The 25,759-nt window shown below is 57.3% G+C and carries 27 protein-coding genes; 2 read left to right on the forward strand and 25 right to left on the reverse strand.

What is annotated here, in order from left to right; translation table 11 throughout:
- Positions 1 to 12: 12 nt before the first annotated feature.
- The 13 genes from EZJ17_RS09695 to EZJ17_RS09755 all read right to left on the reverse strand — a co-directional run bounded on the left by EZJ17_RS09695 (position 13) and on the right by EZJ17_RS09755 (position 11,926).
- Positions 13 to 3,258, reverse strand: a complete 3,246-nt coding sequence (locus tag EZJ17_RS09695; RefSeq protein ID WP_082887875.1) for a TipJ family phage tail tip protein — start codon at positions 3,256 to 3,258, stop codon at positions 13 to 15.
- Positions 3,259 to 3,267: 9 nt separating this feature from the next.
- Entirely contained in the window at positions 3,268 to 3,999 is a 732-nt protein-coding gene (locus tag EZJ17_RS09700) for a tail assembly protein (RefSeq protein WP_151086500.1), read from the reverse strand.
- Positions 3,996 to 4,733, reverse strand: coding sequence for a C40 family peptidase (locus EZJ17_RS09705; RefSeq protein ID WP_067523948.1), 738 nt, complete (start codon positions 4,731 to 4,733; stop codon positions 3,996 to 3,998). Before EZJ17_RS09705 ends, EZJ17_RS09700 begins: the two co-directional genes overlap by 4 nt.
- An 11-nt stretch (positions 4,734 to 4,744) precedes the next feature.
- The gene (locus tag EZJ17_RS09710) at positions 4,745 to 5,470 is read right to left on the reverse strand and encodes a phage minor tail protein L (protein WP_151086502.1); all 726 of its coding nucleotides are present in this window, start codon (positions 5,468 to 5,470) and stop codon (positions 4,745 to 4,747) included.
- A complete protein-coding gene (locus EZJ17_RS09715) occupies positions 5,467 to 5,802 on the reverse strand; it encodes a phage tail protein (protein WP_067442220.1) in 336 nt (111 codons plus the stop codon). The genes EZJ17_RS09710 and EZJ17_RS09715 overlap by 4 nt, the downstream gene beginning before the upstream one ends.
- 1 nt (position 5,803) lies before the next feature.
- Positions 5,804 to 9,091 (reverse strand): phage tail length tape measure family protein, encoded by a 3,288-nt coding sequence (locus tag EZJ17_RS09720; RefSeq protein ID WP_151086505.1) that lies wholly within the window; start codon positions 9,089 to 9,091, stop codon positions 5,804 to 5,806.
- Positions 9,084 to 9,356: a DUF1799 domain-containing protein gene (locus tag EZJ17_RS09725; protein ID WP_067442223.1), complete on the reverse strand. Its 273-nt coding sequence runs from the start codon at positions 9,354 to 9,356 to the stop codon at positions 9,084 to 9,086. The genes EZJ17_RS09720 and EZJ17_RS09725 overlap by 8 nt, the downstream gene beginning before the upstream one ends.
- A 47-nt stretch (positions 9,357 to 9,403) precedes the next feature.
- Positions 9,404 to 9,718, reverse strand: a complete 315-nt coding sequence (locus tag EZJ17_RS09730) for a phage tail assembly chaperone (RefSeq protein WP_067442225.1) — start codon at positions 9,716 to 9,718, stop codon at positions 9,404 to 9,406.
- A 13-nt stretch (positions 9,719 to 9,731) separates the two neighbouring features.
- A complete protein-coding gene (locus EZJ17_RS09735; RefSeq protein ID WP_067442227.1) occupies positions 9,732 to 10,379 on the reverse strand; it encodes a phage tail protein in 648 nt (215 codons plus the stop codon).
- A gap of 88 nt (positions 10,380 to 10,467) precedes the next feature.
- A complete protein-coding gene (gene gp17 / locus EZJ17_RS09740; RefSeq protein ID WP_067448243.1) occupies positions 10,468 to 10,809 on the reverse strand; it encodes a tail completion protein gp17 in 342 nt (113 codons plus the stop codon).
- Positions 10,790 to 11,266: an HK97-gp10 family putative phage morphogenesis protein gene (locus EZJ17_RS09745; protein ID WP_067442229.1), complete on the reverse strand. Its 477-nt coding sequence runs from the start codon at positions 11,264 to 11,266 to the stop codon at positions 10,790 to 10,792. Before EZJ17_RS09745 ends, gp17 begins: the two co-directional genes overlap by 20 nt.
- Positions 11,267 to 11,587, reverse strand: coding sequence for a phage head closure protein (locus EZJ17_RS09750; RefSeq protein WP_151086507.1), 321 nt, complete (start codon positions 11,585 to 11,587; stop codon positions 11,267 to 11,269).
- Positions 11,588 to 11,647: 60 nt separating this feature from the next.
- On the reverse strand, positions 11,648 to 11,926 hold the full coding sequence (locus tag EZJ17_RS09755) for a hypothetical protein (protein ID WP_067448249.1): 279 nt from the start codon (positions 11,924 to 11,926) through the stop codon (positions 11,648 to 11,650).
- 364 nt (positions 11,927 to 12,290) lie between these two features.
- Between EZJ17_RS09755 and EZJ17_RS09760 the strand changes: the two genes are divergently transcribed.
- The gene (locus EZJ17_RS09760; protein WP_151086509.1) at positions 12,291 to 13,202 is read left to right on the forward strand and encodes a phage antirepressor N-terminal domain-containing protein; all 912 of its coding nucleotides are present in this window, start codon (positions 12,291 to 12,293) and stop codon (positions 13,200 to 13,202) included.
- Between the two features lie 45 nt (positions 13,203 to 13,247).
- Here the strand turns inward: EZJ17_RS09760 and EZJ17_RS09765 are convergent, their stop codons facing one another.
- From EZJ17_RS09765 to EZJ17_RS09820, 12 genes are all read right to left on the reverse strand, one after another.
- A complete protein-coding gene (locus tag EZJ17_RS09765; RefSeq protein ID WP_064084338.1) occupies positions 13,248 to 13,520 on the reverse strand; it encodes a head-tail connector protein in 273 nt (90 codons plus the stop codon).
- Positions 13,507 to 13,899: a hypothetical protein gene (locus EZJ17_RS09770; RefSeq protein WP_151086513.1), complete on the reverse strand. Its 393-nt coding sequence runs from the start codon at positions 13,897 to 13,899 to the stop codon at positions 13,507 to 13,509. Before EZJ17_RS09770 ends, EZJ17_RS09765 begins: the two co-directional genes overlap by 14 nt.
- A 54-nt stretch (positions 13,900 to 13,953) precedes the next feature.
- Positions 13,954 to 15,198, reverse strand: a complete 1,245-nt coding sequence (locus tag EZJ17_RS09775) for a phage major capsid protein (protein ID WP_067442237.1) — start codon at positions 15,196 to 15,198, stop codon at positions 13,954 to 13,956.
- Positions 15,199 to 15,260: 62 nt separating this feature from the next.
- Entirely contained in the window at positions 15,261 to 16,034 is a 774-nt protein-coding gene (locus EZJ17_RS09780; protein ID WP_151086516.1) for a head maturation protease, ClpP-related, read from the reverse strand.
- Complete coding sequence (locus tag EZJ17_RS09785; RefSeq protein ID WP_151086518.1) at positions 16,000 to 17,253, reverse strand: phage portal protein; 1,254 nt, start codon at positions 17,251 to 17,253, stop codon at positions 16,000 to 16,002. Before EZJ17_RS09785 ends, EZJ17_RS09780 begins: the two co-directional genes overlap by 35 nt.
- Positions 17,250 to 18,923 (reverse strand): terminase large subunit, encoded by a 1,674-nt coding sequence (locus tag EZJ17_RS09790; protein WP_151086520.1) that lies wholly within the window; start codon positions 18,921 to 18,923, stop codon positions 17,250 to 17,252. Before EZJ17_RS09790 ends, EZJ17_RS09785 begins: the two co-directional genes overlap by 4 nt.
- A complete protein-coding gene (locus EZJ17_RS09795) occupies positions 18,911 to 19,639 on the reverse strand; it encodes a hypothetical protein (RefSeq protein ID WP_151086522.1) in 729 nt (242 codons plus the stop codon). The genes EZJ17_RS09790 and EZJ17_RS09795 overlap by 13 nt, the downstream gene beginning before the upstream one ends.
- A gap of 135 nt (positions 19,640 to 19,774) precedes the next feature.
- Entirely contained in the window at positions 19,775 to 20,137 is a 363-nt protein-coding gene (locus EZJ17_RS10910) for an HNH endonuclease (protein WP_151086525.1), read from the reverse strand.
- Between the two features lie 141 nt (positions 20,138 to 20,278).
- Positions 20,279 to 20,674: a sigma-70 RNA polymerase sigma factor region 4 domain-containing protein gene (locus EZJ17_RS09805; protein ID WP_067442247.1), complete on the reverse strand. Its 396-nt coding sequence runs from the start codon at positions 20,672 to 20,674 to the stop codon at positions 20,279 to 20,281.
- 406 nt (positions 20,675 to 21,080) lie between these two features.
- On the reverse strand, positions 21,081 to 23,963 hold the full coding sequence (locus EZJ17_RS09810) for a DUF5906 domain-containing protein (protein ID WP_151086527.1): 2,883 nt from the start codon (positions 23,961 to 23,963) through the stop codon (positions 21,081 to 21,083).
- 148 nt (positions 23,964 to 24,111) lie between these two features.
- Entirely contained in the window at positions 24,112 to 24,657 is a 546-nt protein-coding gene (locus tag EZJ17_RS09815; RefSeq protein ID WP_067442249.1) for a KilA-N domain-containing protein, read from the reverse strand.
- 12 nt (positions 24,658 to 24,669) lie between these two features.
- Complete coding sequence (locus EZJ17_RS09820; protein WP_067442251.1) at positions 24,670 to 24,891, reverse strand: transcriptional regulator; 222 nt, start codon at positions 24,889 to 24,891, stop codon at positions 24,670 to 24,672.
- A gap of 117 nt (positions 24,892 to 25,008) precedes the next feature.
- Between EZJ17_RS09820 and EZJ17_RS09825 the strand changes: the two genes are divergently transcribed.
- Positions 25,009 to 25,701: a S24 family peptidase gene (locus tag EZJ17_RS09825; RefSeq protein WP_067442253.1), complete on the forward strand. Its 693-nt coding sequence runs from the start codon at positions 25,009 to 25,011 to the stop codon at positions 25,699 to 25,701.
- Positions 25,702 to 25,759: the final 58 nt, after the last annotated feature.

Genomic DNA, 25,759 nt, shown 5'->3' on the forward strand with positions numbered 1-25,759 from the left:
CATTTTCTCCCATCAATCATCCCAGCCGGTCAGTTTGCCCAGCCGCACCATCACATGGCCTTTCTCGTTACGTACGATCAGGCCGCGATAGTCCAGTTGTGTTCCCACCTTCCCGTTCGGGTCGGAGCGCAGTTGCGCACCGTGTTCGGCGGTCACGATAAAGCGGCCGCCGGCCATATTCAACGTGCCACCCCGGATATCCGGCGCTTCAATCGTTTGGTTGGCTTTGATGTGCCGTCCCAAAATCGAGCCGTCAGCAATCAAGTCCCCGTTGAAGTAGGTTTTATCACCGGTTACGGTAAACATCGGCAGCTTCTTGTTGTTCCACAGCATCAGCTTGTCGGCTTGAATCACCACTTCAGATTGCCCGCTCGTGCCGTCGGCCAGCAGCGAAATCCCGCCCACCACTTTAGTGCCGGTGGCGGTATCAGTGCTCACCTTCAGAGTGTAGGCGGCACGCAATTTACCGTTCAAATCGGCAAACGATTGCGCCACTTGTGTTACCGATGCCTTGGCCCCGGCTACTTCGCTTTCCACCGCCTGCACTTTCCGTGCCTGCGCTTCAGTTTGCGTGGTGAGGGCTTTCATTTCCTCGGCCACCGTGGCGATTTTGTCGCCGAACTGCGAACGCACAGCATTGATACGTTTTGATAAAACGTAATCCGCCTCGTTCATTTGGCTGTAAAAATCCCACTTGCCGGCTTGCTTGCCGGTGTTGCCGGCCATGCCTTGGTTATCACCAGCCAAATTGCCGATCAGATTAATCAAGTCTTCACCAGCCCCCGGTGCAAACTGTTCCTTGCTCAGCTTGCCCTTCAACTGCTCGAGCAATAGGGAGGGATCATCGCTGCACACCCCATCCACCGGTGCCGTCCATTCTCCGGCCAGCCCGGCACTATCCACCAGTCGTAGCCAGAAATACCAATGCTCGCCGGTTTTCACGTTGGTGAGCTGGTAGTCGGTTTGCGGTGCCGGCAGTTTCGCCAACGGCATCGCCTGATTAAAGTTGTTGCTTTTGCCGTAGCGGATTTCGGTGTGTGCTTCCGCCAATAGCGGGCTGGGCAGCGTCCAATTCAGGCCGATGGCAAACAGCTTGGGCGTGGGTCGCACCCCGGTAATGGTGTAGTTCAGGCTCCAAGCTTTTTCCAGCGGCTTAGACAACACACCACGGGCGGTGCGCCCCCGAATTTCAGCGCGGTAATCGCCGTTGGGAAGCCCTTGCAGGCTGATTTCGGCACTGGGCGCATCTGGGATATGCCGCCACAAGCGGCCGTCTTTAAAAATTTTGATGTCGTAGCTCACCACTTGACCATCGGCGCTCAAATTCTCCCAGCTTAAGGTTAAATCCCGCCCATTGGTGGACAAGTTACTATTGCCGAGCTGCGGCTGGCGTCCATAGTTGGTGGTGGCTCCAGCCTTAAACAGCGCACTGTTGTCTACCGCCGCATATTTGGCCGGGTCATGGCGCAATGCAGTAATGGTATAAGTGCCGTCATCGGTGTTTTCTTTAATGCTTACCGCCCGATACTGGCGCGGTACCACCTTGCCGGACAACGCCCAATGGTCACCATAAGCCAACCCCGATGGGTCGCCATCCAACAGCAACTGATTAGGCTGCGGCTGTGATGCCACCTTGATGCTGTACTGTTTCGGCACCGTTTCGCCTTGCGCATTCTGTTCGAGGGCGATGTATTGCAGCCGCCAGCCAGTCAGGCTGTCGTTGATGGAACGGTCAATGGTTACAATCCGGCCGTTCACCGCCAACACCTGCCCACCCAGCTGTGCGCCGGCAAAATTGTTATCCGCTATTTGGATAATATCGTAGGGCAGGTGTTTCAACCCTTCGCTCCCCACGGTAAACGACACTGCATCCTGCTGACGAAGCCCGGTTTGCAGTATCCATTGCCCGTAGCGCACCGCTTGTCCGCGTGTAGTGCAGCCGAAAGCGGTTACCGACTGGATATTCAACCCATAGCGTTTGACGGCTTCGGCATCAGCCACATACTCGGTCTTGCTGCGGTAGCTATCATATTTGTCGGCAAAACGCACCAATACGGCGGTATAGGTAGATTTCAGCGCCACCCCGTTGTAGGCAAACTGCCCGTCCACCACATTGCTGTTGTCATACTGCGCCACCGGGTCGCCGCCCTGATCCAGCAACACCGACAGCTGGTTGCCGTTCCACAGCGGCATGCCGCAAAACGCACTCGCCAATTCAGTGAGCAGCTCGCCCGCCTGCCGACGGTCGGTCAGGTAGGCATTGCAGGTAAAGCGCGGCTCACGCCCGCCGAAACCATCCGGCACCATCTCGTCGCAATAGCGGGCTACCTGATACAGGCTCCATTTGTCGATGTCTTCCGGGGATAGGCGCAATGCCAGCGTGGAGTAGCGCTCCTGGCGTACCAAATCGTAAAACACCCAAGCCGGATTATTCGTCCATGCAGTTTTAAAACTGCCATCCCACAGCCCACTGTAGGTGCGGTTTTCCGGGTCGTAATTGCTCGGCACTTGCACCTCGATGCCGCGAATCAGATAGTTTCGGCGGGGGTTCTGCCCGCCGAACTGGTCGGAATCAATACTCAACGCCGCCAGCGCGGTAAACGGGTAGCACAGTTTGGCATCCGTAATTTCCACATAACTGGCAAAAAAGGTGCTGTTTTGGATTTTGTCGCTGCTGCTGTCCGGCGTAGGGCGCGAAACCTTGATCGAAAACGGCGCTTTCGGCAGCTGCTCGAACACTTCGTCATGGTAAAACGCGCCGCTGCCCTTCTCGGTAAAGTTCACATGACGCTGCTGCTGCACGCCGTCATCATTCACCAGCTGGATAATCAATGCCGTGTTCGCCGGCAGCGTATCACCGTTATCCTGTATCGCCGCATTACGCTCTACACCCACCGTTACCCGCAGCCGGGTTGGGCCGCTGTCGGACACGGTGCGGATAACCGGGCGGTGGTTTTTTACCGGGTTGGACACTAACACCGTGCGCTCCACGCTTTCCCAGCCCGGAATATAGCTTTGGTCGGGTGTGCCGCGCTGGAATACGGCAGTTACCCCTTTGAAGTTATAGCTGCCGTCCGGGTTTTGCACCGGTGTATCGTTGAAAAACACGCTTTTAAACGGTGCATCATTGCCGTTAGCAAAACCGGACACCACCCCCTCGCTGATCACATCCACAATGCGCAGCATCTGCGCTGAAGATAGCCTGTTCGGCGCTTCATACGGCGTGCGTGCACCACCACCGCTTTTCTGCCCACCCATTGTTTACTCCTAATTCTGCTGCAACGCCGCTGTGTAATTGCGCGCCCGCACAGAATCGTCATTAAAATCCGTGTTGTAATACTGCCCGTTCGGCGCTTTCGCAGCCTGCTCAGTAATCGGGGTTTTTACCAGCCGCAGGGTAACGTCGGCCGCCGTTGGGTTTTGCAACACCGGGTCACCGTCGGTATCCACCCTGCGCGACACCACCCCTTGCGATGCCACACGGCTGCCGCAATAAACTTTGCCGTAAGCCAACGGCACCGGCTGGCCCTGCGCCGCTGTGTTGTCCAGATTGGAAAACGCCGTATTGCGCCCAGCCTTCTGCCCACGCTGCTCGTTGTCCAGCTTCGGCGGCCGCGCCAACATCTGCGCAATCCCACCCGCTACCAAACCAATACCAGCGCTCATCAATGCCCCAGCCGCCGCCCAGCCAAACGGATTCCACCAAGCGAACGCAATCAATACCACGCCGGCGATAATCTGCCCCGCCTTGCCCGCGCCCTGAATGCGCGGCACGATGTGCAAAACACCGCTGCCGGCAGCCTGAAAACCGTCCGGCAATTCAGCCTCGGCGAAATCGTGGCGGTTAAAGCGCACCTGATAAAAGCCGCTGCCTAAAATCTCCCGAAAGCCGGGCAGCTGGGTGAGCAACGCTCGCAGCGCCTCCGCCGGGCTGGCGGCGTGCAAATCAAAACGGCGGCCGTATTCGCGCAGGCCGCCGTGCAAGCAAACTGTAATCATGATGCGTGTTCCAAATCATTCAGCACCGCCTGCAGCATTTCAGGCTGCCATTGTTGGTGCCGCCAAATACTGTGCGTATGCCGTTGCCAATAAGGCCCATAACCATCACGGCGGCTTAATTGGCCGAAAGCGTGGTGCAGCATTTCGCCGTTGCCCAAATACAGCAGCACGTGCGAAGCCCGCCCGTCGAATTCGGTTAATACCACATCGCCTGGTTGTAGTTCGTGCACCCGCGCAAAACCTGCTGCGCCAGCCAGCGCCAAGAAACGCCCCTGCGACGCATCATCGTCGATGTCGCCACGCTGCACCGCCGGCAAGTCAATCCCCGCCAGATGGTAGGCATCCGCCAGCAGGCTGTAGCAGTCAAAGCGCCCATATTCAAACACCCGCCCGCGCAAATGCGATACAGGCTCGAACACTTTCAGGCTGCCTGAAACAGCGAGTACCCAAGGCAGGCCGTTGGCTACCTGCATTTGCCGGTCGGCGCCGGACAGCCACGGTTCACCCTGCGGGTGCGAATGCACGATGGCGCACACTTCGCCCTGCTCCGACACTTCGATCAAATCCAACGGCGCGATTTTAAAGCGTGCCGACGGGTCGGCCGCCGCGTTGTCGCAGGGCCGATACAACTGTTTCCCGGCCGCCTGCACAATCAGGCCGCAGCATTCTTGCGGCGCTTCCTTGGCGGCGTGCGCCAGAATTGCCGCCTGTACGGATTTTGTCAGTTTCAACATTTCAGGTAGCCTCAAGAGGAGCTCAAAGTTTTATCCACCCCCACCCAGCCGCCGAAGGGCAGGGCGGCAGTCTCGCCGAAGCGTGCCTTGCAGCCCTGCAGCTTGCGGCTGCATTCGTCTTTTTCCGGATCGGCGGTGGGTATATCGAAGCGGTCGGCTACCGGTTTGCCCCGATAGCCGCAAGCTTCGCCGCGATAATCAAACGGGCAGTAATCGTGCAGCATCAGCCGTGCCGGAATCACTGCCCCATCTGCTTCCGATGGTGCCGCCAGCTCGAACTGTGCCGAATCGGCGGTAAGCGATACCATCCGCTCCACCAGATATTTGCTCACAATTTCCTGCGCCGGGTCGGCCTGCGGGTTGCCCAGCGCGAAGTTGGCAGCATCCAAAAAGCGGGCATAAGTTTGCCTCCTCCACACTTCTGCGCCGATAAGCTGGCCGAACTGCTCGGATAAGCCGGTAACCGTGCCGTACACGTTGGCCAGCGTAACCTTGGGCCGGTTGCCCGCCCCTTGTCCGCTCGATTCAAAGCCGTCGGCCTGAATCGGCAAACCCTGATAAGTCTGCCCCTTCCATACTACCGGCTGCGAGAGCTCGTTCAACAAATTGCAGTAGCGCAGGATTTCGCCGCCCAACGGCCGCAAATCCAGCTCCCACAAATCCACCAACACCCCCTGCTCGGCCGCCGAAAGCGCCCGCAGCATCGGAATCGACAACTGCTTCATGCGCGGATTCATGCGAGCACCTCTTCAAACCGCCACGACAACTGCCACACCCGGCCGCCGTGGTGCTCTTCGCGGTATGCCGCCACCTTAACCAGCAGCTTATCCCGCCCCGGCGGCGTCCAATAAAACACCCGCACCCCGGTATGGGCATCCAAAAACGCCCGCACTTGCGAGAGCGTTTCCGGCAGCCCGCCCAAGGTTACTTCCCAAGTTTGCAGCTTTGGCCGCAGCGAAAGTGCCTGCCGCTGCTCGTAGCCTTCGCCAAATTTTACCGTGCGAACGGCAAATTTATGCTCCGCTGTGAGCTTGGCCTCCACCGGCCAGCCGAATGTTTCAATCGCCATCTTAATTACTCCGGTGATAACGGCCGCCCACACGGGCCACGTTATCCATATACCATTGTTCAATCATGCCCGGCAGCGCCACCGCCAACGCTTTAGCCATTTCGCTGTTGCCTTGGCTGCCTGCTTCGCTGCTGCCGTCTTGGTTGATCACAATGCTCACCTGCATATTGTTTTGCTGACCGCCGCCGGACACTGCCGCCGCCAGCGCCGGTGTCATCCCCACCACGCCGCCGTCGGCATAGCCGCGCAAGCGCGCCGCCTCCACCCTATGCACCCCGCCGAAACGGCGCACATCAGCTTGCGAAAACACCACCTCGCCGCGATGCACGATGCCGGCCGGTTCGTACTTGCCGCCGGCGCCGGTGTAGCCGCCAACCGCCAAGCTTTTCAAACCGCCCTTAAGGTCTTTCACCACCCCGCCGTCGGCATAGCTGCCAAATGCCGATTTCATGGCATTTAGAATCGCCATCTTAATCAGCATTTTGGATAAATCCTGCAGCACCGACACCGTGAAATCGCGGAAATCCAGCTTGCCGGTAGCCACAAAGGTTCCCAGCGCATCCGACATCCTGCCCAGCGAATCGGTTACCCCGTCCGCCATTTCCTCACGCATCCCTTTAAAGGAATCCGCATAGCGCACGAAGCCGTCATTGATGCCGGCCATCCAGTCGTCACTCTGCGCCCGGCGCAGCTGCTGAAACTCCTTGCGTGCCGCTTCCGCCGCATCTTTCTGCTGGCGCAGCCCGTCCACAATTTCCGGGCTGGCGCCGTCGGCGATTGCCTGCTGAACTTTCAGGTCGTATTCCCGTGCCAACCGTAACCGGTCGATTTCATCGGCAGTTTTGCCGGTAAGCGACAATTCAAACGCCTTATCTTCAAAACCTTTATTGGTTTCCAGTGCCAGCGTTTGAATCAGCGTGTTATATCTCTCGGTCACGCTGTTCACCCGCTCCTGCGCATCGGCCTTTTGCGCCAAAGCCAGCAGCGTTTCCTTCTCGGTGGCGCTGAATTGCTGATATTCCGGGCTGGCGAGCAATTCCAGCTGGTGGCTGAACGATTTGCCCAGGTTTTCCGACCATAACCGCGCCTGCAGGTTGGCCTTTTCCGTCTGCTGTGTCAGCCGGGCCAGCATCCGTTCGTAGGGAGTGGCGGCCTTTTCCGCCTCGGCAAACAGCCCGCCGTGAGCAAACGCCTTGGCGCGGCCGTCCAACCCGCCGGCAAATTGCGCGGCAATACGGGCATTATTCCAGTTCAAATGGAAATGCCCGCCGTTCGCCCCCGCACTCGGCCGCTTGTATTCGTTGATCAGCGTGAAATCTTTTTCCGACAAACCAAGCTCGCGGAAATACGCCCGGATTTGCCGTTCCACTTCCTCCGATTTGCGCGGGTCGCGGATGGAGAAATCAAAAGCCAAGCCCGCCCCGTGCGTGCCGGAGCTGCGGTTGCCCTTGCGCCGGAAATAGGCTTCGGAATGGTGGTAATCGTCGTTAAAAGCCGAGAAATGCACCAATTTGTTGCCGAGCAGCTGCTGCATCGCCTGCGCGGCGGCAAACGTGCCCGGCGCCACATAGCGCGCCTGCCCGTTCACCGTGCCGATGGCCGATGGTTTCAGCCGCAACCCCTGCGCCGTGGTGGCAAACTGGTTGCGCTCGCCACGCGGCCGGCTGCGCCGCTGCTCGCGCTGTTCTGCCTGCGCACGTTTCTGTTGGGCGGCGGCAATCAGGCGCGCCGTCTGCTGCTCCATCTGTCGCACCTGCGCCGGCGAATTACGGCGGTCAGCTTTAAATTCAGCTAGATTTCCTCTTAGTCTGTTGATTTCACTTGTTTCTTCTTCGCGTGCGGTCCGGTTGCGTTCGTATGCACGGTTGGTTTCATCTAAAATCTCCACACTGCGGCGGCGTTTCTGCGCTTCTTCCTGCCGCTGTTTGGCTTGTGCCGCCTCAAAATTCCGCTCCCGAGTTAAACGATCGCGGGTCAGCTTGTCTGTCTCAAGCTGCTTGGCATCGTAGGCAGAAAAACGGCCGGGGTGGTTATCCCGTTCTTCTTCCCGCATCCGGATGCGTTGGTTTACCACGTCAATCTGCTCTTGCAGCGATTTTTCGCGGCCGATGCTTTTCATTTCCTCCCAAGCGCCGGAGGCAGCGTTCTTAATCCCCAGCCACGCCTTTTCAATCGCGCCGAGGTTTTGCACCACCCGGCGTGACATATCCTCTGATTCAGTAGCATATTTACCCTGCACCAACCGGATGGCATCTTGCTCGCGCCCTTGGTCTTGCAAGGCTTTCACCTGGGCATACACATCGGCCGTCATGCTTTGGTAAGTGCGCGACAGCTGCAGCACCGCTTTCAGCGGGTCATTGGCGATTTCCACGTATTTGGCCGCCAAATCCTCCACCGATTTGCCGGTGGCTTGCGATTGCAACACCACCGATTGGGTAAACTGCGCGAAATCATCCGCCGCCACCCGCCCGCCGGTCACAAACTGCACCACCGCCGCGCGCGCCTCACTATAGCGCCCGCTTACCTTGCCTACGGCTAAGGCCAAATCAGCCAATTGCCCGGCGGTCAGCCCGGCGCTGTCGCCGGAAAAAATCACCGCCTTTTGGTATTCGCGCCCTTCCTCACTGCCCGCGCGCATGGCATAGGTCAGCCCGGCCACTGCGCCGCCGAAGCCCAATACCGCCAGCTTTCCTACCGATACCGAAGCGGCCAGCCCGCGAAACATCGTGCCGAAGCCGCCGAAGCTGTCGCGCAGTTGTCCGCCTTGCTGCAACGCAATCAGCAGCGGGTTTTGCCCGCCCGCTAACTGGGTCACAACGTCGGTAAACTGGGCCGGCACCTGCCGCAGGGCGTTGTTGTATTGCCCGAGCGTGATATTGCCCACCATCTGCCTGTGCCGGCGGGCGGCCGCGATATTGGCTAAATGCAGTTCGCGCGCCCGCTCCAAATCATGCAGCAGCGGCGTCAGCCGGGCTTTATCCAAACCGCGCTGCCCCGCCAAAGTCTCGTAGTAAGCACGGCTGGCCTTGCCACCCGCCTGCATGGCAGCAATATCGCGTTTGATGGCGTTTTCCAGCGAAGTGTAGGAGCGTTCACGGCGTTTGTTGGCGCGCTCTACCTCTTTAGCCGCATCGGCCGCACCAACCCCCACTGCGCCCAAACCGTCCGCACCACGGCGGCCGGCTTTTTCTGCCGTATCTGCCAGCGAGCGCAACGATACCTTAGCCTCTTCCACCCCGGACTTCAGGCCGGACACTTCCGCGCCGATGGTTACTACTGAATCAGCCATTTTTACCCTCCTGCCACATATCCAATACCGCCTGCTCCATCACCCTAATATCGTGCAGCATTTCCGCCCGTTTTTTCTTGCGGATGCCCCACGAGCGCATCACGTCGAACAGTGCGCCGTAGTCCAGCCCGTAAGCCCCAGCCATACTCACCCGCCATTGGGTGGATACCGCCGCAAACAGCTGAACCGCCGCCCAACAATCCGGCCATACCTGCACCGCATCCTCTTCGCCGAAATCCTCCGGCGTGAGGCCGAAAGCCGCCATTTCCGTTTCGGAGGCTTCCGGCCGATACAGGGCGCGGGCGGCGGCAATCAGTTTCCCCGGCGGGCGGTAATCAGCTCTTCGCTGTAGGCAGAAATCAGCGCGCGTGCCGCGCCGGGATAGTTATCCAGCAGCGTGCGTAAGTTGTCAGTCGTGAATTCATCTTCCAATTCCCAGCCAACCACCAAGGCTTCCGCTACTTTAGGGTCTGGGTTGTCCACGTTGTCCGCCCAAAACCGTTCTAATTCGTTCAACCCCTTATGTTTGAACTCAAATACCGCTTCCACCACTCCAGCACCCGGCACCGGAATATCCACCTTGCATTTAAAAGTCGGATGCGGTTGCAGTTTCAGTTTGCTTGCCATGTTTCAGCCCTCCTTAGCCGAGATAGCGGTTGGGGCGGCCGTTCATGGCGTAGGAAGCCTGAATCTTCATGCCCTCGTTCATGGTGGTAGTCGGCGTCTCGTTTACCGAGAGATAGCCGTTGTACACCACCACGCTGCCGTTTTTCAGGTTCAGGCGCAGCGGCACCTGTTTGCCCGCACGGCTCGCTTTCACCGCTGCTTGGTAGCCGGGCAGGGTCGGGTCGTCGCCAAGGGCGATATTGATCTGCGTAGCCGATACCGTGGTCGGCAGCTGGCGCGAAATCCCATCCTCCATAAAGGCATAGTCGTAATACTGCTGCTCGCCGCCGGAGGTGGAATATTCCAAAATCTGCAGCAGCTGCTGCCAGGTTTTAATCTTGCTCAACGTGCCGCCACCGCTGCCCGCCGGAAAGCGGTTTAAATCGGTAGTGTCGATGCCGATCAGCTTCACGCTGTCGGTGTCCACGCCGCCCACTTTGAATACGCAGCCGTTCAAATCGCCCCAGCCGCTGGTCACTAAGATGTAATCGCCGTTTTGCAGGCCGTGTGCTGGGGAAGTCAGCACGCATTCGTCCGCATTGCTGGCGCCGGTAAAGGATTTTTCCGCTTCCATTTCGGTTGCGATAAATACGGTCGAACCGTTCGGCAAATTCATAGCCATAATTCACTACTCCATAAAAAATGCCCCAACGGGCACAAAAAAGCCGCCTGCGGGCGCAGACGGCCAAACAAAAAGCGGCTTCGCGCCGCTACCCCATTACATAAAAATCCTGCCGCATCCCGCGCAGTCCGGTTTCCGTATCGTAATCCGCCTGCGCCGCACCAATCGGTGCCACGCCCGGCAGGGCGGCAAGCGCCTGCTCGATGCGCAGCGACAGCGACACTGCTTCCAGCCGCGTCTGTGCCCACACCGTCACCTGTAGACGGATTTGGTAGCCGCCTGGTGTTCTGTTGTCCATAAACAGATTGCCGGCGCCGCCCACCCGCTGCAGTATCACCAATGGATTGCCTGCGTTATCCGGAGCAAAATCGTGATACACCTCTACCGTCGGCAGCGGCGAGCGGATGGCATCAATAATGGTCTTTTCCACGAACCGCCTCCTTAATGCGTTCGATAATCAGCTGTTCCGCCTGCTTGCGCATGGCATCAAACGCCGGGCGCAGAAACGGCTGGGCCGGCGTGCGCACCGTGCCGTATTCCACCATGTGCGCATAGGGCACATAGCCTTTATTCGACGGGTTTTTACGCCAGCCGATTTTGTATTCCTCTCTCTGCCCGTTCAGGCTGTTTTCGTCGATGTGCCGGATATAGATGGCCTTTTTCAGGCTGCCCGGCTCAAACAGGTATTTGCGCCCCGGCGAGCCGTCTTTGTGCCGCCGGCTGTAAAACCAGTGCGCCGCCTCACTCCTTGGCGCCCGCTCCTCCGCTTCGCGCCGCACCAGCATCGCACCGGCCAGCGTAGCCGGGCGCAACTCTTGTCCCACCCGCTCCGCGATGCCGTCCAGCTGTCCCAGTGCTGCCGATAAGTCCACATCCAATTCCAGCATTTATTCCGCCTTCTCACACACCAAATCCACGAAGCGCCGTTTTTCCTCGTCCGGCAGCACGGCTTTGATGTCGTATATCGCCCCGTTCGGCAGCTTCAGCCGCATTGTGTGGTCAATATCGCGCCGGAAACGGATACGCACGCTGGTGCGCACCACGCTGATTTCCTGATCCGCCTTCAATTTGGCCAGTCCGGAAACAAGGCGTACGTTGGCCCACAGCTGCCGCACATCCTGCCAATCCCACACCGTGGCGCCGCTTGTATCGGCCGTTTTCACCTTGCGCTGCACCGTAACCCGTGTGTTCAGCTCGCCTGCCCGCATTTCCTGCCTCCAACAAAAAGGCCACCTGAATTTCAGGTAGCCTGTAATCTATAAAATAAATCAATCCTCTACTGGAAAACCCAAATCATCATGTATTTTTATATAGAGGTCTTGAACAAACTCAATCAATTCTTCCCTATATTCATGGTTGGAAGCTAGACTCTCATGTATTTGATCAATTTGCGACTGAGCTAAAATCGGCAATCCTTCCGAGACAAACTCGGCAGCAGTCGGTATATCAGACAAGATTGCGCAAATATAGCGTAGCGCATCGGTTGCCATGCCTAGTTTTACAGTTAATGTAATATTTTCAATCTCTAGTGATGATGGCGCAGTCATAAGCCTCTCCTTAATGGATATTGTTAAAGGAAATTAACAATATCAGTAGAAAAGAACATCGCCAAGACTTCAACTTATCATCACTCTTGACTTCATCCCGACAGCGGCGCTATATTCCCGCCCACGAGGCGTCGAAAACCTCAAGACAAACGGCATCGCACCGTTACCGCGATATTTTTACGTCCATAAGATTCACGGCTCCCGTGTTGTTGATTTGTTACAGCCAAGTTTCCTATGGCCGCGAGGGTGCGGAATACAATACCTGCCTTGGCAGGGAATAACGCCGGCCTCTTTGTCTAGGTTTTCGAACCTCGCGGCCGCCCCTTTCCGGGGCAACTTCGAAATTAAGACAAAGGAAACTATTATGGCTCACCCTCAATCTATCCCGTTCCACGGTCAAACCATCCCCGTATTCACCCAAAACCACCAGCACTACGTTGCCATGAAGCCGATTTGTGAAAATATCGGCTTGGATTGGCGCGCCCAACGGCAACGCATCATGCGGAACAGCGTCATGGCACAAGGTGTGGTTATGATGACCACCCCTTCAAACGGTGGCAAACAAGAAACCCTCTGCCTGCCGCTGGAATACCTCAACGGCTGGCTGTTCGGCGTCGATGCCCGCCGCGTGAAACCGCAAATCCGCGAACGCCTGCTGCAATACCAGCGCGAATGCTTCCAAGTGCTCGCCGCGCATTTTATGCAGCCCAAACAGCCGCCCGCCGTGGCGCTGCCCGCCGTGGTGACCGAACTGCCCACCCGCGAAGAACTGCAACAAGTGCTGCTCATGCTGTGCGACCGCTTAAAGGAAATCCACAACTGGTGCGACGGCAATGTGGAGCGCTTCTTTATCGACACCTTCGGCAAGCTGCCGTATGAAGCCACCTATCACGAGCTGGTGGGCATGATCCGGCGGCTGCACCGCAAAACGCAAACCGCCGCCGGGCTGCCGATGGTGGCAGGGCAGGCCGAAAGCTGCAGCGGCAGCGACGAACTGCAGCATCATTTCCGCTGGCTCTCGGCGGGCAACGGCGGCGATATGCTCGATGCCATCCTGGCCGATTTCGAATATGCCAAAATGGATCGCGGCGAATACGAGCGCCGCACCAAGGGCGGGCTGTTTATGGCTTCCCTGCTGCACGAGGTGCTGATCGAAGCCTACGAGCGCAAGCGCGATTACAACGAGCTGCCCGGCATCTCCGAAAACACCTTGAATTGGGTGTTGAACGAAGTGGGCAAGCTGCATAACCTCATCAGCCGCGTCATCACCGGCTAAACCATCAGGCTACCTGAAACCGCTTTCAGGTAGCCTGAATACCACTTACACACCAAACTGGCGGCAAAACGGCGTCCACAACGCCTGCGCCGCGCGCAAATACACCGTGCGCTGCGCCGGATTGCCGTCGAAATCGGCCTGCACCGCCAGCAGGATGCCGGTTTGGATGTCCGGCTCGGAGAGTTCGGCGGCATCGGCCTTCAGCCCGGTAAAGCGGCGGCATTCGGCGGTGGACGAGGCAATCAGGTGTTGCAGCAGCGTATCGTGCTCGTCGCCGTCGATGCGCAGGTGGGCCTTCACCAAATCAAGCAAGGCCATGTTGCAGGCTCTCCGCGTAAGCGACTGCCGCCGGGTCGGCATCCAGTTCGTCCGTTTGTGCCGCCACTTCGGCGGATACTTCCACGATTTCGTCCACCGTGCCGAATGCGCCGGCGCAAATCACCCGCGCCCGCACTGTACCGCTGGCGGACAATCCGTCCTGCGGCGGTGTTTCGCTTGGCGGCGGAACAGGCGGGTTTTCTGGTGGATTTTCTGTACCGTCTGTCGCAGCGGGATTTTCTCCACCGTCTGCCGGCGGGGTCGGAGCCGTACCGTTGTCCACTAGACTGTTTTCGTCACTGGGCGGCAGAGTGGCGGCGGCATCGTTCGATGTACTGTTTTCTGCTGACTTGTCTGCATTTCCTTTTGGTTTTGCCATGATTTGTTCTCCAAAAAAGATCCAATAAAGGCGGGTCGCCCCGCCTTGTCTGATTTAGCTAGCGCTGTTTTGATACAGCTTCACTGCGCCGCCTACGTCGATCAGATTGCCGCCTTGGCGGTTGAAGGCGACAAAGCCGATTTGCCCTTTCGTGATGAAAGCGGAATCCGCCATACGGAACAGGGTCAAATCCATCACCTCGCGGATGAAGTAGGTGGAGAAATCGCCAAAAGCCACTGATTTGGCATTGGCTTTCATCGGATCCATTGCCTGATTGATGTAAATCGGGCGGTTCAGCAGGCGGTCAGGTGCGCCGCCGGGGTTGCCCTGTTCGTAGCCGGGCACGAAAATTGGACGGCCGTCGCTGTCTTTAAGTTTGCGCAGCTCTTTCAGCGTGGCATCATGCATCATAAAGCCCACTTTACCGCCGTTGCGGTAGGCCGGATCAACCGAATGCTCCAAATCCACCAAATCATCGTAAGTTATGCTGGTGGCTTGGCCGGTTTTACCTGCCTTGCCCACCGTGGCGGCGGTAATCAGCCCTTTTGGCTGGCCGCTACCGGTGCCCACCGTGAAATGCTTGTCGGTGATGCGGCCGATACGGCGTGCCAGCAGCGCCTGAATATAAGCCTCAATGTCGAACATACTGTCCTGAATCAGCTCAAAGGGCAGAGCCATATTTTTGGATGAGTATTTGAACACATCAATGCTGGTTTGGCCGAAAGTGGTGTCAGCAGTAGCTACCGCCTCATTCTGCCCCACAATCTCGCCTTCCTCGCTGGTGGCGTCGGCGGTGGGAAACAGCATTTGTGCGCCGGTGCTGGTTTGCAGGATGCGTGCCACTGAGCGGATGCCACCGGTCTGTTTCATTGCTTCGGTCAATTCGCGGTAGTATTCAGTGGCTACGGTAAAGCCGCCTTCGCTGCCAGTGGTGGTGGACATGGCCGCCTGAATATCCGGCGAACGGCGTGCGTTATGCGCCTGCAGCTGCTCGTCCGTCAGTGCCTGCAAGCCGCCGGTCAGGTAGGCGCGCAGCGGCTGGTTGTCGCCGGATTGGCGGCCGTTGTCCAAGGTAAAGCGGTTGCGGTCTTCATCGCTCACCCCTGCGCCGATGGCGTTCATGGCATCGTGGTGGCGTTTGATTTCGGCATCAATTTGGCCGATGTCGGCCATCGCCTTGTCATACTGCGCCTGATGGTCGGCAGTCCATTCCGGGGTTTTGTCTTTATCCACCAAGTTTTGCAACAGGGCGGCGGTTTGGTCGCGCTTGGCGCGCAGGGCTTGAATATGTTGAGACATTAGCATTTCCTTTTCAAAAAATAGTGCCGCAGCTGCGGCGTGGTTACTGCGATAAAAACATTTCAGGCGGCTACGGTGCCCAAAATGGCTACCTGCGCCGCCCGCGCCAAGGCGGCACGGTCGGGCTGCGGTCCGGTTTTGGCCGGCGGCTCACCCTTGGCGGCTGGGGGCGGCTGGTCGTCGGCTACGGGTGCGGATGGGGCGTTTTGGTAGGCGGATAAATCCCAGCGGTTTCGCGCCGCACTGCCTTCTGCCACACGGTCGGCAAAGCCTTTTGCCACCGCCTCGTCGGCATCTAGCCACGTTTCCGCCGCCATCATCTCGGCCAGCTCGCTTTCAGGCAGCCTAGTGCGTGCGTGGTAGGTTTTCACCAGCGAGCCGTCCACTTTGTCCAGCAGGTCTGCCTGTTTGCGCAAATCGTTGCCGTTGCCCCACGCCAGCGTCCAAGCCTTGTGAATCATGAAAAACGCACCTTGCGCCATCTCAATTTCATCGCCCGCCAGCGCCACAAACGAAGCGGCGGAGGCGGCCAGCCCGTCCACATGTACAATCACCTTGGCCGAATGCTCACGCAGTGAGGTTTCCATCGCCCGCCCGGCAAACACCGAGCCGCCGGGCGAATTGATGCGCAGGTGGATGGTTTCGGCGTCCAGCCCGGCCAGCTGCTTTACGAACGATTGCGCCGACACGCCGCCGTACCATTCCGCCTCCTCATCGGTGGCCACGATGGCATCGTAGAGATACACCGTGGCCTCTTTGCCGTCGGCGGTGGCCTTGATTTCAAACTGCCCGCGGCCGCGGTTACGCGCCAACAGCCGCATCAGATTCTGCTTCATCTTGAGTTCCTCTAAAAAGCACATCGCCGCCCTCCAAAGGCGGCAGGTTTTCCGCACGGCGCACCTCGTTTACCGTCATCCAGCCCGGCTCGCCGGCGCGCCCCAAGGCAATGCGGTAGGATTCGTTGCGGCTCTTCAGGTCGCCGCGCTCAATGCCCTTGGTGTTAAATTCGCAAAACAGGCCGCTGAGCGCATTGCACTTGCGGTTGATTTCCTGCTCAAACTTCACCAAATGCCGCTGCATGGTGTATTTCACGAAGCCCAGCGACATTTGCTCAATCCCGCTACCCCACGAAGTGGTTTTCTCCGTCATGCCGATCATGTGCGGCGGCACGCCGAAAATCTGCGCGATTTCGTGCGCCTGCAGTTTGCGCGTTTCCAGCAGCTGCGCATCCACGGCGGTCATGGTGAGCTGCTTCAAATCCATGCCGCCGGTGAGCACCACCGGCGCACCGCTGTTGGAAACGCCGCTGTAGCGGGCATGCCACTGCTGGCGCACTTGGTCGATTTGCTCGTTGGACAGTTTCGTTCCTGCCGGCGATTGCAGTACCAAATCTGGCCGCATCCCATCGCCCAAAAACGCGCCGGCCTGACTGCCTGCATCATTGGCAATGTTTACCGGTTGGCGCAGCACATAGCTGATTTGGCTCATACCGCGCTTGCCATCAAAACCCAAGCCGGGAACGTGCAGCACATCATCTTGGTCATACACCCGAATCTGCCCGTCATCGTTGTACAGATACAGCAGCCGCCCATCCTGCTTGCGTACATCCACCGCCAGCGGGTGCAGCGGCGTGAGGCCGGCAATGCGGTTGCTGTATAAACTTACGCGGTCGATACGGAAAAACGCATCGCCGTGCAGCAATAGCGACTGCATACCAAATTCCCAGCCCAGCGCCGCCGTCCAGCGGGTCTGCATCTGCTCGTTTAAGATGTGCCATAAATCGTTGCGCACCCGTTCGCGGCCGTCTGCGGTGTGGCGGTACAGGTGCAGCGGCATGGAGGCCAGAGCCCCGGATAACAGCCCCACACAGGCATACACCGTGCCCTGTGCCAGTGCCGTCGTTTCCGACAGGGGGCGTCCATAGCCGGCCGCGCCACCGGTAAGCCAGGCATAGGCCGGCGTGCCGGGTACGATACCCGAGGCAGGAGACGGATTACTGCCCTCCGCCTGCGGTTCGGTTTTTTGGCTGCCTGAAAACCATTTAAAAAGTCTCATAGTGTGATAATCCCCGGGCTGTCCATGCCCAATTTCGGGTCTTGCATGATGTTCACCGCACAAAACAACGCAATCACCGGGTCGATTTTCGCCACCCCGGCCGCCTGTTTGGTGATGTACACCGCATTGCCCCGCAGTTCGGCTTTGGCGTTGGCGATACTCCATGCCAACAGCGGCTGCCCGCCGTGCAGCAACCGCCCTTCGCCCAACTTTTGCTCGGCCATTTTGATGTCATTGGTAAGCTGGTAGCCCTGTTTTACAGCGGTGGCATCGCTATCCGCGAAACCGTGCCGATTCAGTGCATCCAAAATCACGCTGTTGCGTGCCGGGTCAATGCCGATGCCGCCGAGCTGCCCGCAATCGCGCACTTCGGCAATCAGCGCGGCCATTTGTTCGTATTCTTGGCCGAATTCGTCCACAATCTGCAAATCGCCCTGCCGCTCGAAATCAAGCAAAAGCGGCGCAATTTGCTTGCGCCGCTCCAATACCACCCGGTTTACCCATGCCCGGCTCCAAACCAGCCAGCTTTCCGGGTCGGCCTTCAGCCGCCCCAGCAACACGAAGCCCAACAGGTCGTCCATGCCGCCGCCGTCGATGCCGGCCGTTACCACATCGCAATTTGCTAGCAGGTATGGCAGCCCGGCCATTTCCGGCCGTGCCTGCCTCTCCCAGAAATCCGCACCCACCCAGCGGTCGTTGCGCAGGTTCAGCCCGATTTCCACATTCAGGTGCTTGGCGTAAAACTCGGCAATCGCCTCGCCGCCCTTGGCTTCCGCCTTCTGTTTCAGCGTCAGCAGGGTGCGCACGTCCACGCTGGCTCCGAGATTCGGGTTGGTGATGTGGAAATTGTCCGGGTTTTCGTAAGCCTTGCTGTCCAGCATGGCGCGCGGAAATTCGTACAGCACCGGTAGATAATTGGGGTTTACCACCTTACCGTCGCGCACATCACGCGCCAAATCCAGCTCCGCCTTAAATACCCCGGCCGGCGGCTCGGTGGATTGGGTCGAGAGTTTGATCACAAAGCCGTCGATACGCGACAGCAAGCCGCCTGTGGCTTCGGTGATGACGGATTCGGCATTGGCCACCTTGCCGAACAAGTGCAGCTCGTCAATCAAAATCCCCGTCGCCTTCGAACCGCCTACGGTTTTATCATCCGCCGCCACCACTTTCAGCGTGGCACGGGTTACCCGGTTGGTGATGGTGCGCGTGTGCGGCTGGATGTGGTAGGTAGCGGTCAGCGCTGGGTCGGAACGGATCATGTCCCACGCCGGCTTGAAGCTGTTATCTGCTACCTCCTTAGTCGGCGCCAAAATCAAATATTCCGAGCTTTCGCGCTCATCCAAATCCATTGCCGTCAGCATAATGGCGGCGGCAATGGTGGATTTGCCGTTCTTCTTGGAAATCAACAGGAAAAAATCGTTGATTTCGCGCCGATAGGTTGTCGGGTGATGTGCGCCGAAAATCGCGCCCACGAAGTCATACACCCACGGCCGGGTTACATCGCCGATACGCGGCCGCCCTAGCACATCCCGCAATACCAGCGAGGCAAAAAACTGCACAGCTCGGTTCGCCATTTCCGGATATAGCGGCCGCACCGGCACCAGGCTTTCGCCGGCCATAATGCGCCGCTCCCAGTCCGGTAGGGCGGTTGTCCACTTTAATTCGTCCATACCGGCACCCGTCCTTTAAACGGCGCGGCTTGTCCGCCCGCCTCTTCGCCGGGCCCGTCGCCCGTTTCAAACAGCGGAGCGCCGCCATCGGTTGGGCGGCGAGCGTAGCGCAAGCGCTGCGCCTGCTCCAGTTCGGCTTCCTTCTTGTTTTGTGCGGCAGGTTTGGCCATCGTGTATTTCGCCTTAGCTTCCGCTGCCGCCTGTTTTTCTTTGTGCGAGGCGTGCGGGTTGATCAGCACGCTGTCCCAATATTGCAGGGGCTCGGTAGTTGCCCCCAACCGGCGGCAAAACACCTGCACAAGTTCGCAAAACAGCGCGTCTGCCGTATCCGCCTGCGCCAACCACGCCTTGATTTTCGGCGCAGTGATGCCCCAAGCCGCCGGCATCGCCGCCAGCACCGCCTCTGCCACCACCTGCAACTCTTCCGGCTTGGCATAGCGCAGCCAAGCGGCCACATCATCGGCACAAAAAAACGGCAACCCGTTCTGGATTGCCGTTCTATTCTGTTTTTCCCCTTGCGGCGGGCTGTAGTATTCCGGCCAGCAGGAAGCGATAAAGGCGCGCACATCCGCGTCCTTCGCCCAGCGCGACCCAGAAGCCGCCGCACACTTCTCACTGCAGCCGATTTCCAACGCCGCTGCCCGATTCGATATTCTCTCCGGCTTGGCGGCAACAATAGCTTCCGCAAAGCTACGTTTTTTCCCAACCAAAGCCATAAAAAACCTTTAAAAACAATATATAAAAATAGTAAACAAGCCTTTAACGCTAAAGCATTAACAAACCCACCCAAAACACACTAAAAAATGCGCGTGAGGGGGCGGGCGGTCTAGGGCGGCGAGGGCTGTAGAGTTTTATACCCCCCTGCCCATAAACCGGCCACCTTGCCGCTCTTGTTTCTGTTTTCGGCTGTCGTGGCAATGCTTGCAAAGCGGCTGCCAGTTTGTGCTATCCCAAAACAAAGTATCATTCCCACCGTGCGGTTTGATGTGATCGACCACCGTGGCTGGTACAGTCTTGCCATCAGCAGTACACATTACACATAGCGGATGTTCAGCCAGATAGTGCAGGCGCGCCTTTTGCCAGCGGTAGCCATATCCGCGCGCGGTGCTGCTACTGCCTTTGGCACGCCGTGCCGAGCCAGATATACCTGCGGGAATGGAAATGCGACTGGTTCCGGGTTTTAGCCGGACAGCCGCCTTTTTAAGTCGTCCCATATCAACCACCAAAACCAAACCGCCCGGTTTTTTTACACCGGACGGTTTGGTATATTCGCCTAATTAATTGTATCAAGACATGGGCTATATACAACTTAACCCATGCTTGCACATTATGCTACGCGCAGTTTACATAAACTGTCAAGCGGCTTTTAACATCTTTTTTAACCGCGCATCAGCAAACACAGAGTTAACAGCCGAATCAAGCAGCTTATACATAGTTCGCCGCGACACGCCCAAATCAGCCGCCATCTGATCCACTGTGCCCGACTGCTGGTAATATCGGCGCACCACCTGCTTGGGAATCATCGGCAGCCGGTTCACTGCGTAGTCAATCGCCGCAAACACCGCATCCACATCCGAGCCATAGGAAAGCACCACCGAGTGGAAGCCGCCACCGCCCGGCAGGCTGCCGGACATCAAAAGGTTTAAAGAACTCGGCTTGTAGCCATTTGGCCCAACCTGCACAGTCCAACGTCGCCAAGCTGCCCATTCGCGCATCAGCGCATCTTTTACATCCTCGGAAAAATCAAACACAGCATGATATCCATGCCCCTTTTGTTACCTCTTACGCGGCAGCCCTCTGCCGCTTTTTTATTGTGCCGCTATTTTACTAAAAACCGCGATAAAACAACAGATAAAGTGGTAAAAAATCCCCAGTTTCCGCCGTATTGCACAAAGTGCATATTTATGCAGTTTTAAAAACCGCTGAAAGCCTTATCTGGTGGGCATTTGTGCACTTTGTGCAGTATATGCAGTATATTTTCACACGCATGGAGAAAAAAATAAAAAGGCGGGGAAACAGGAGGGGATACGCTTATATATAACGCGCGTACGCGTGCACGAAAAAACGCTGCACATACTGCACAAAGTGCACAAAGCCCCGCCCAGCGTGGATTTGCGGGGAGGGGCAAAAGTGCATTTTTGTGCAGTTGTGCAGCGTTTAGTAGCCTTTCGGGTTTCGCAGGTCTTGCACGGCCTGCTGGAATCTAAGCACCTGCGGGCCGATAAAGTCCATTTCCGGCGTGCCCTGCGGCGGGCGGGTGCCGGGCGGGAGGAAGATATTATCCTGCATCTTTTCTTCCGGGCGCGGGCTGTTGGGCAAACGCCACCACCGCCGCGCCCTTGGCATCTTGCTGGCAATGTGCTGCAGGAATTTCGATTTGGAAATCTGCCGCTCGTTGTTTTTGGTGCACCACCACAAATACAAATCCCACACATCGCCGGTAATCGCAGCGCAGTAGGGGATATTTTCGATTTCGCCGCGCTCCCACTCCATATAAAACGTCTGCCACCCATACCGCCCATAATTGATGACATTGGCCTTAGCCTCCGTCATCGGCGGTTTGGTGTGCGGGTCGAAGCGCGGGCCGCCCTCTTCGATTACCTCATAGGCGTCCGGCTGCACGGGGTCGCTGCTTTCTATCCGGCGGTAGTTGATGGTGAGCGGGAGAGATAACAGTAGCATAAAAAACTGCAACACGCCATCCGCGCCAAGCTCTTCGGTCAATTCCAGGCGCAGGCTCTCCGGCAGTTTGGTTTTCGGCCAAATCACAAAGTAGCGCCGGTCGTTCTCTTCGATTTTAAACGGCTGCTCCTCATTGGAGAGAAACACGCAATTGATGTGGTTGGCCTCTTCGTAGCTATCCACAAACTTGCGCTCGATGCGCATCGTTTTGCCGGTAACCATGTGCTTCATTGCGCCGGATTGATCATACTTTTGTTTGGGATTAAAAATTTCCTCGAACACGATAAATAGCTTGCCCGAGCGGTTGCCCGTATAGTTGCTCTCCAAATCCGACTGCCCCAGCGTGGCGGCATAATCGCCGTACATCGGCTTGATAATCTCTTCAAACAGCAAGGATTTGCCCGCGCCGTGCACATCGCCGTGCATCACCAGCGAAGTAGTCAGCTTCGCGCCGGGGTGCTGCAGCGGATAAGCCAGCCAGTTATACACAAACTCCATCATCTGCAAATCATGGTTGCACAAATGCGCAATCAGCTTTTGGATGGCGCGGCAGCCCGGGTACAAATCCAACACATCCAGCCACCAAGTCGGCATTTCCTCACGCGGGCGCGGAAACTGCACCTTGTCTGCCAGCGGCAGCCCGCGATAGATATTGATGTACTCGTCCGACATTTCCCGCCCCGGCTCAAACACCACGCGGTCAAAGCGTTTCACAATGCGCGCCGGGCTGTCTTGCCAAATCTTAAACTGGCTGCCCATCGCCAACTTGGCCGAGCCTTGGTCAATCATGCGCCACAGCTGGTTATCCCAAATACTGGAGCTGCCGTCCAAATACACATAGCGCGCCATCATATCTTTCAGGTCGTCGTCTTGGGCTACCTGAAACGCCGCCCGGTCGCGCTTGAGCTTGTTTACCTCATACTGGGTCATCACCGGCGCGCGACCCCAATTAAACCAGTTATCCACCGATTTTTTGCAAAAATGGTCGACCAAGGCTTTGCGGCTGTATTCCACGCCCGTTTTCCGGCTCACCGCGCGACTCTTGCCCTCGATGAGGGAAAATTCCCGTTTCAGCCGGTCAAAGTTTTCCTGATAGCGGCTTTCGCCTTCCGGGGTTTCGGCGGTTTCGGGTATATTTTCCCCGCCGCCCCCCATATTTTCGCGTGCCTCACCTTCCGGCGGCTCGCCCACCGTGGCGGGTGCGGGAGGCGGCTCTGCCGTTTTCAGGCTGCCTGAAGCCTTTGCCGCCGCCAACACCTCGGCATACTCGGCGGTGTAATCCGCCAAATGCTGCCAGCTCAAGGCCTCCGCCACATCAATAAGCTGCCCACGGTCGGCCAGCGCATCGGCAATATCGTAGCCAGACGGCCACACACCCGGCTCAGGCGTGCGCACAAACGCCACCTTGCAGCCCTGCGCCTGCAGCTGCTCGGCAATGCCCAGCATCGCCGCCATACCCGGCTGCGCGTATTTGTCCAGATACGGCTTGCTTTCCGCATCCGCGCCTGCCTTGCGTTCGGCGGCAGTCAGCTTTTCGTGCTGCGAATCGCAGTCCGGCCACAAGATGACGCGCCGGTTTTGCACCGCCGACCAATCCGTCTTATCCCAGTTGCCCGCGCCGCCGTGCCAGGTAATCACCGCATAGCCCAGCTGCGCCGCATCCGCCGCGTTTTTGCACTTTTCGCCTTCCACCACCAGCACCGGGCGCGACGGGTCGGCCGCCAGCGCGTCCAAACCGTACAGCGGGCGCAAACCCGGCCAGCCGCGCCAGCGCCACATTTTTTCGTGCGTGTCTAAGTTTTCGCAAAAGGTGTAGGGCAGGTCGATTTTCGAGCCGTCCGACTTGATAAACCGCGCCACCGCGCCCAATACCTGCCCCGCCGCATCGCGGAACACTGAAGTAAACACCGGCTCCGAGCGCTCGCCTTGGCGGAACGAATGGCGGAAATTCATGGTTTTCAGCGCAAATTCCGGTACCGGAACAATCGGCTGCCAGCGCGCATTTTTGCCCGGCTTGGCCGCATTGCCGCCATCCAGCGCCACCTTTTGCACCAGCGCAAAATTGCCCAGGCTCAAACGCTCGGCAATCGCCCGCGCCGCCTGCGCCGTATTGCAGCTGTTCAGGTAGGCATACAGGTCGATTAAATCCCCGCCCTTGTCGCCCGTGGCAAAATCAGCCCAAGCCCCCGTGCGGGTGTTGATGCGGAAACTGCCCAGCTTTTTATCCGCGCGCGTGGGATTGAGCGCCACAAACTCATGCCCGTCATAGCGGCCGGAAGGTAGCCATTCAGCCAGCAGGTTGTCCGCCGAACTTAAGGCAGAGCTTGAAATGGTAGCAAAATCAATAGATTGGCTCATAACACAGCTTTCAGGTAGCCTGAAAAAGGCGTATAAAGAGCCTGCCCCTGCTTAAACAGCGGCAGGCGGTATAAAAAACGGCGGCAAAGGGAAGCAGGAAACCGCCGAAACCCCGGCACAAGGGTGGGAGTGCCGAAGAAAGAGGAAACTATTCCGGCAGCGTTCCGGCCAGCGCATCTTCAATAAACACGTCGCGCCAATAAGTGAGCCAATGCTCCACCTTCGCCACCCGCATATTCAGCGCATTCACCTCGCGCAGCGTCTCATCCGCCAAGGCACAGGCGGTGGCGTAATCGCGCGGCGGGCGCAACGGCAACAGCGGCGGACGCCAGCCCTGCCCCTGCGGCAGGCTGCCGGAAATTGCCGCATCGTAAGTGCGCAACACTTGCAGAAAGAACTGCGGTGAAATCCAGGCGGCGTAGGCGTACACCAATTCTTTGCAAGCGAAAGTGCCGTGTTGTTTGCCGCCGTGAATGGATTGGATAACCTGTTGATTTTGTTTCAAGGCCGTAATCTCGGCCTTGGCTGCTTCCTTATTTAATTCTTCAATAATTTCAGAAGTTTGTTTCAATGCCAGCCAATAACTAGGGCGGTGGCGCTTTTCGCCGCCGCTGGCTTTATGCAGGTCGTTCAGGCAATACAAATCGCCGTGACGGCGAATCACTCGGTTGGCAATCACAATTTGGGTATTCATGGGTATCTCCGGTTAGGCGGCCAGTTCCGGCCAAATCTGTGCGTAATCGTGCGGGCGCAGTTCTTTCCGAGTAACCGCCCCATCTGTTTTTTGCTCAATAGCCACACACCAATGCGCGGGCACTGGGCGCGTACCTTTAGCCCAACGGGTCAAATCCGGCTGATGGCAGCCAAGCAAACGGGAAAACGCGTTTACCGTCATTTGTCGTGCTTCCAAAAATTCTGTAATTGTCATCGCCATTCCTTTATCAATAGCAATATGCTAGCAATTTGCTATTTACAAGTCAATAGCAAATTGCATATTTTATTCATATAGCGTTTTGCTATGATTTAGGGAAAAGGAGTGTGCAGCATGAAATCGATTGAAGAAATCCGCAGAGAACGCTTGAATATGCTGGTACAGGAATACGGCTCTCAAGCGGAGCTGGCGCGGAAAATTGATAAGAGCCCAACCCAAATATGGCAATGGATTAACGGTACGCCCAGCGTAACCGGTACGCCGCGCTCTTTGCGGAACACTACTGCCCGCGAAATTGAAAAACGAGTGAACAAGCCGACAGGTTGGCTTGATCGTCCGCTTGGCGAAATAGAAGAGGAAGAGCCTACAGCAGGGGATAGCATCACATTCCGCCATAAAGAAATTCTGGTATCTTGTGGCGAAGGCGTGGTAAATGCAGATTTCCCCGAAGTTATCAGAACACTAGAAATTCCAACCAATCAAGTAATAAAGCTGTTCGGACGGCATGATGTGGAACATTTAGATATTGTTGGCATCAGCGGCGATTCAATGGAGCCAACCCTGCCGCAAAAAGGGCTAGCATTTGTCGATACACACATCAACTATTTTGACGGCGACGGCATTTACGCCTTTTATTATCGGGATGGCTGTTATATGAAACGGCTGCAGAAGCTGCCCGGCAAAATGATTGCTAAATCTGACAACCCACTATACGACCCATTTGAAATCAATCCTGAGCATGAAGGGGAATTTGTCATTATCTCTAAATTTGTAGCAGTTTTACCATTAGAAATCATAAGTCTGTAATCAAAATATAAAGAATCCCGCAATCTACCACGGATTGCGGGATTTTTTTATCAAAATA

The sequence above is a fragment of the Eikenella exigua genome (genome assembly GCF_008805035.1).
Taxonomy (GTDB): Bacteria; Pseudomonadota; Gammaproteobacteria; order Burkholderiales; family Neisseriaceae; genus Eikenella; species Eikenella exigua.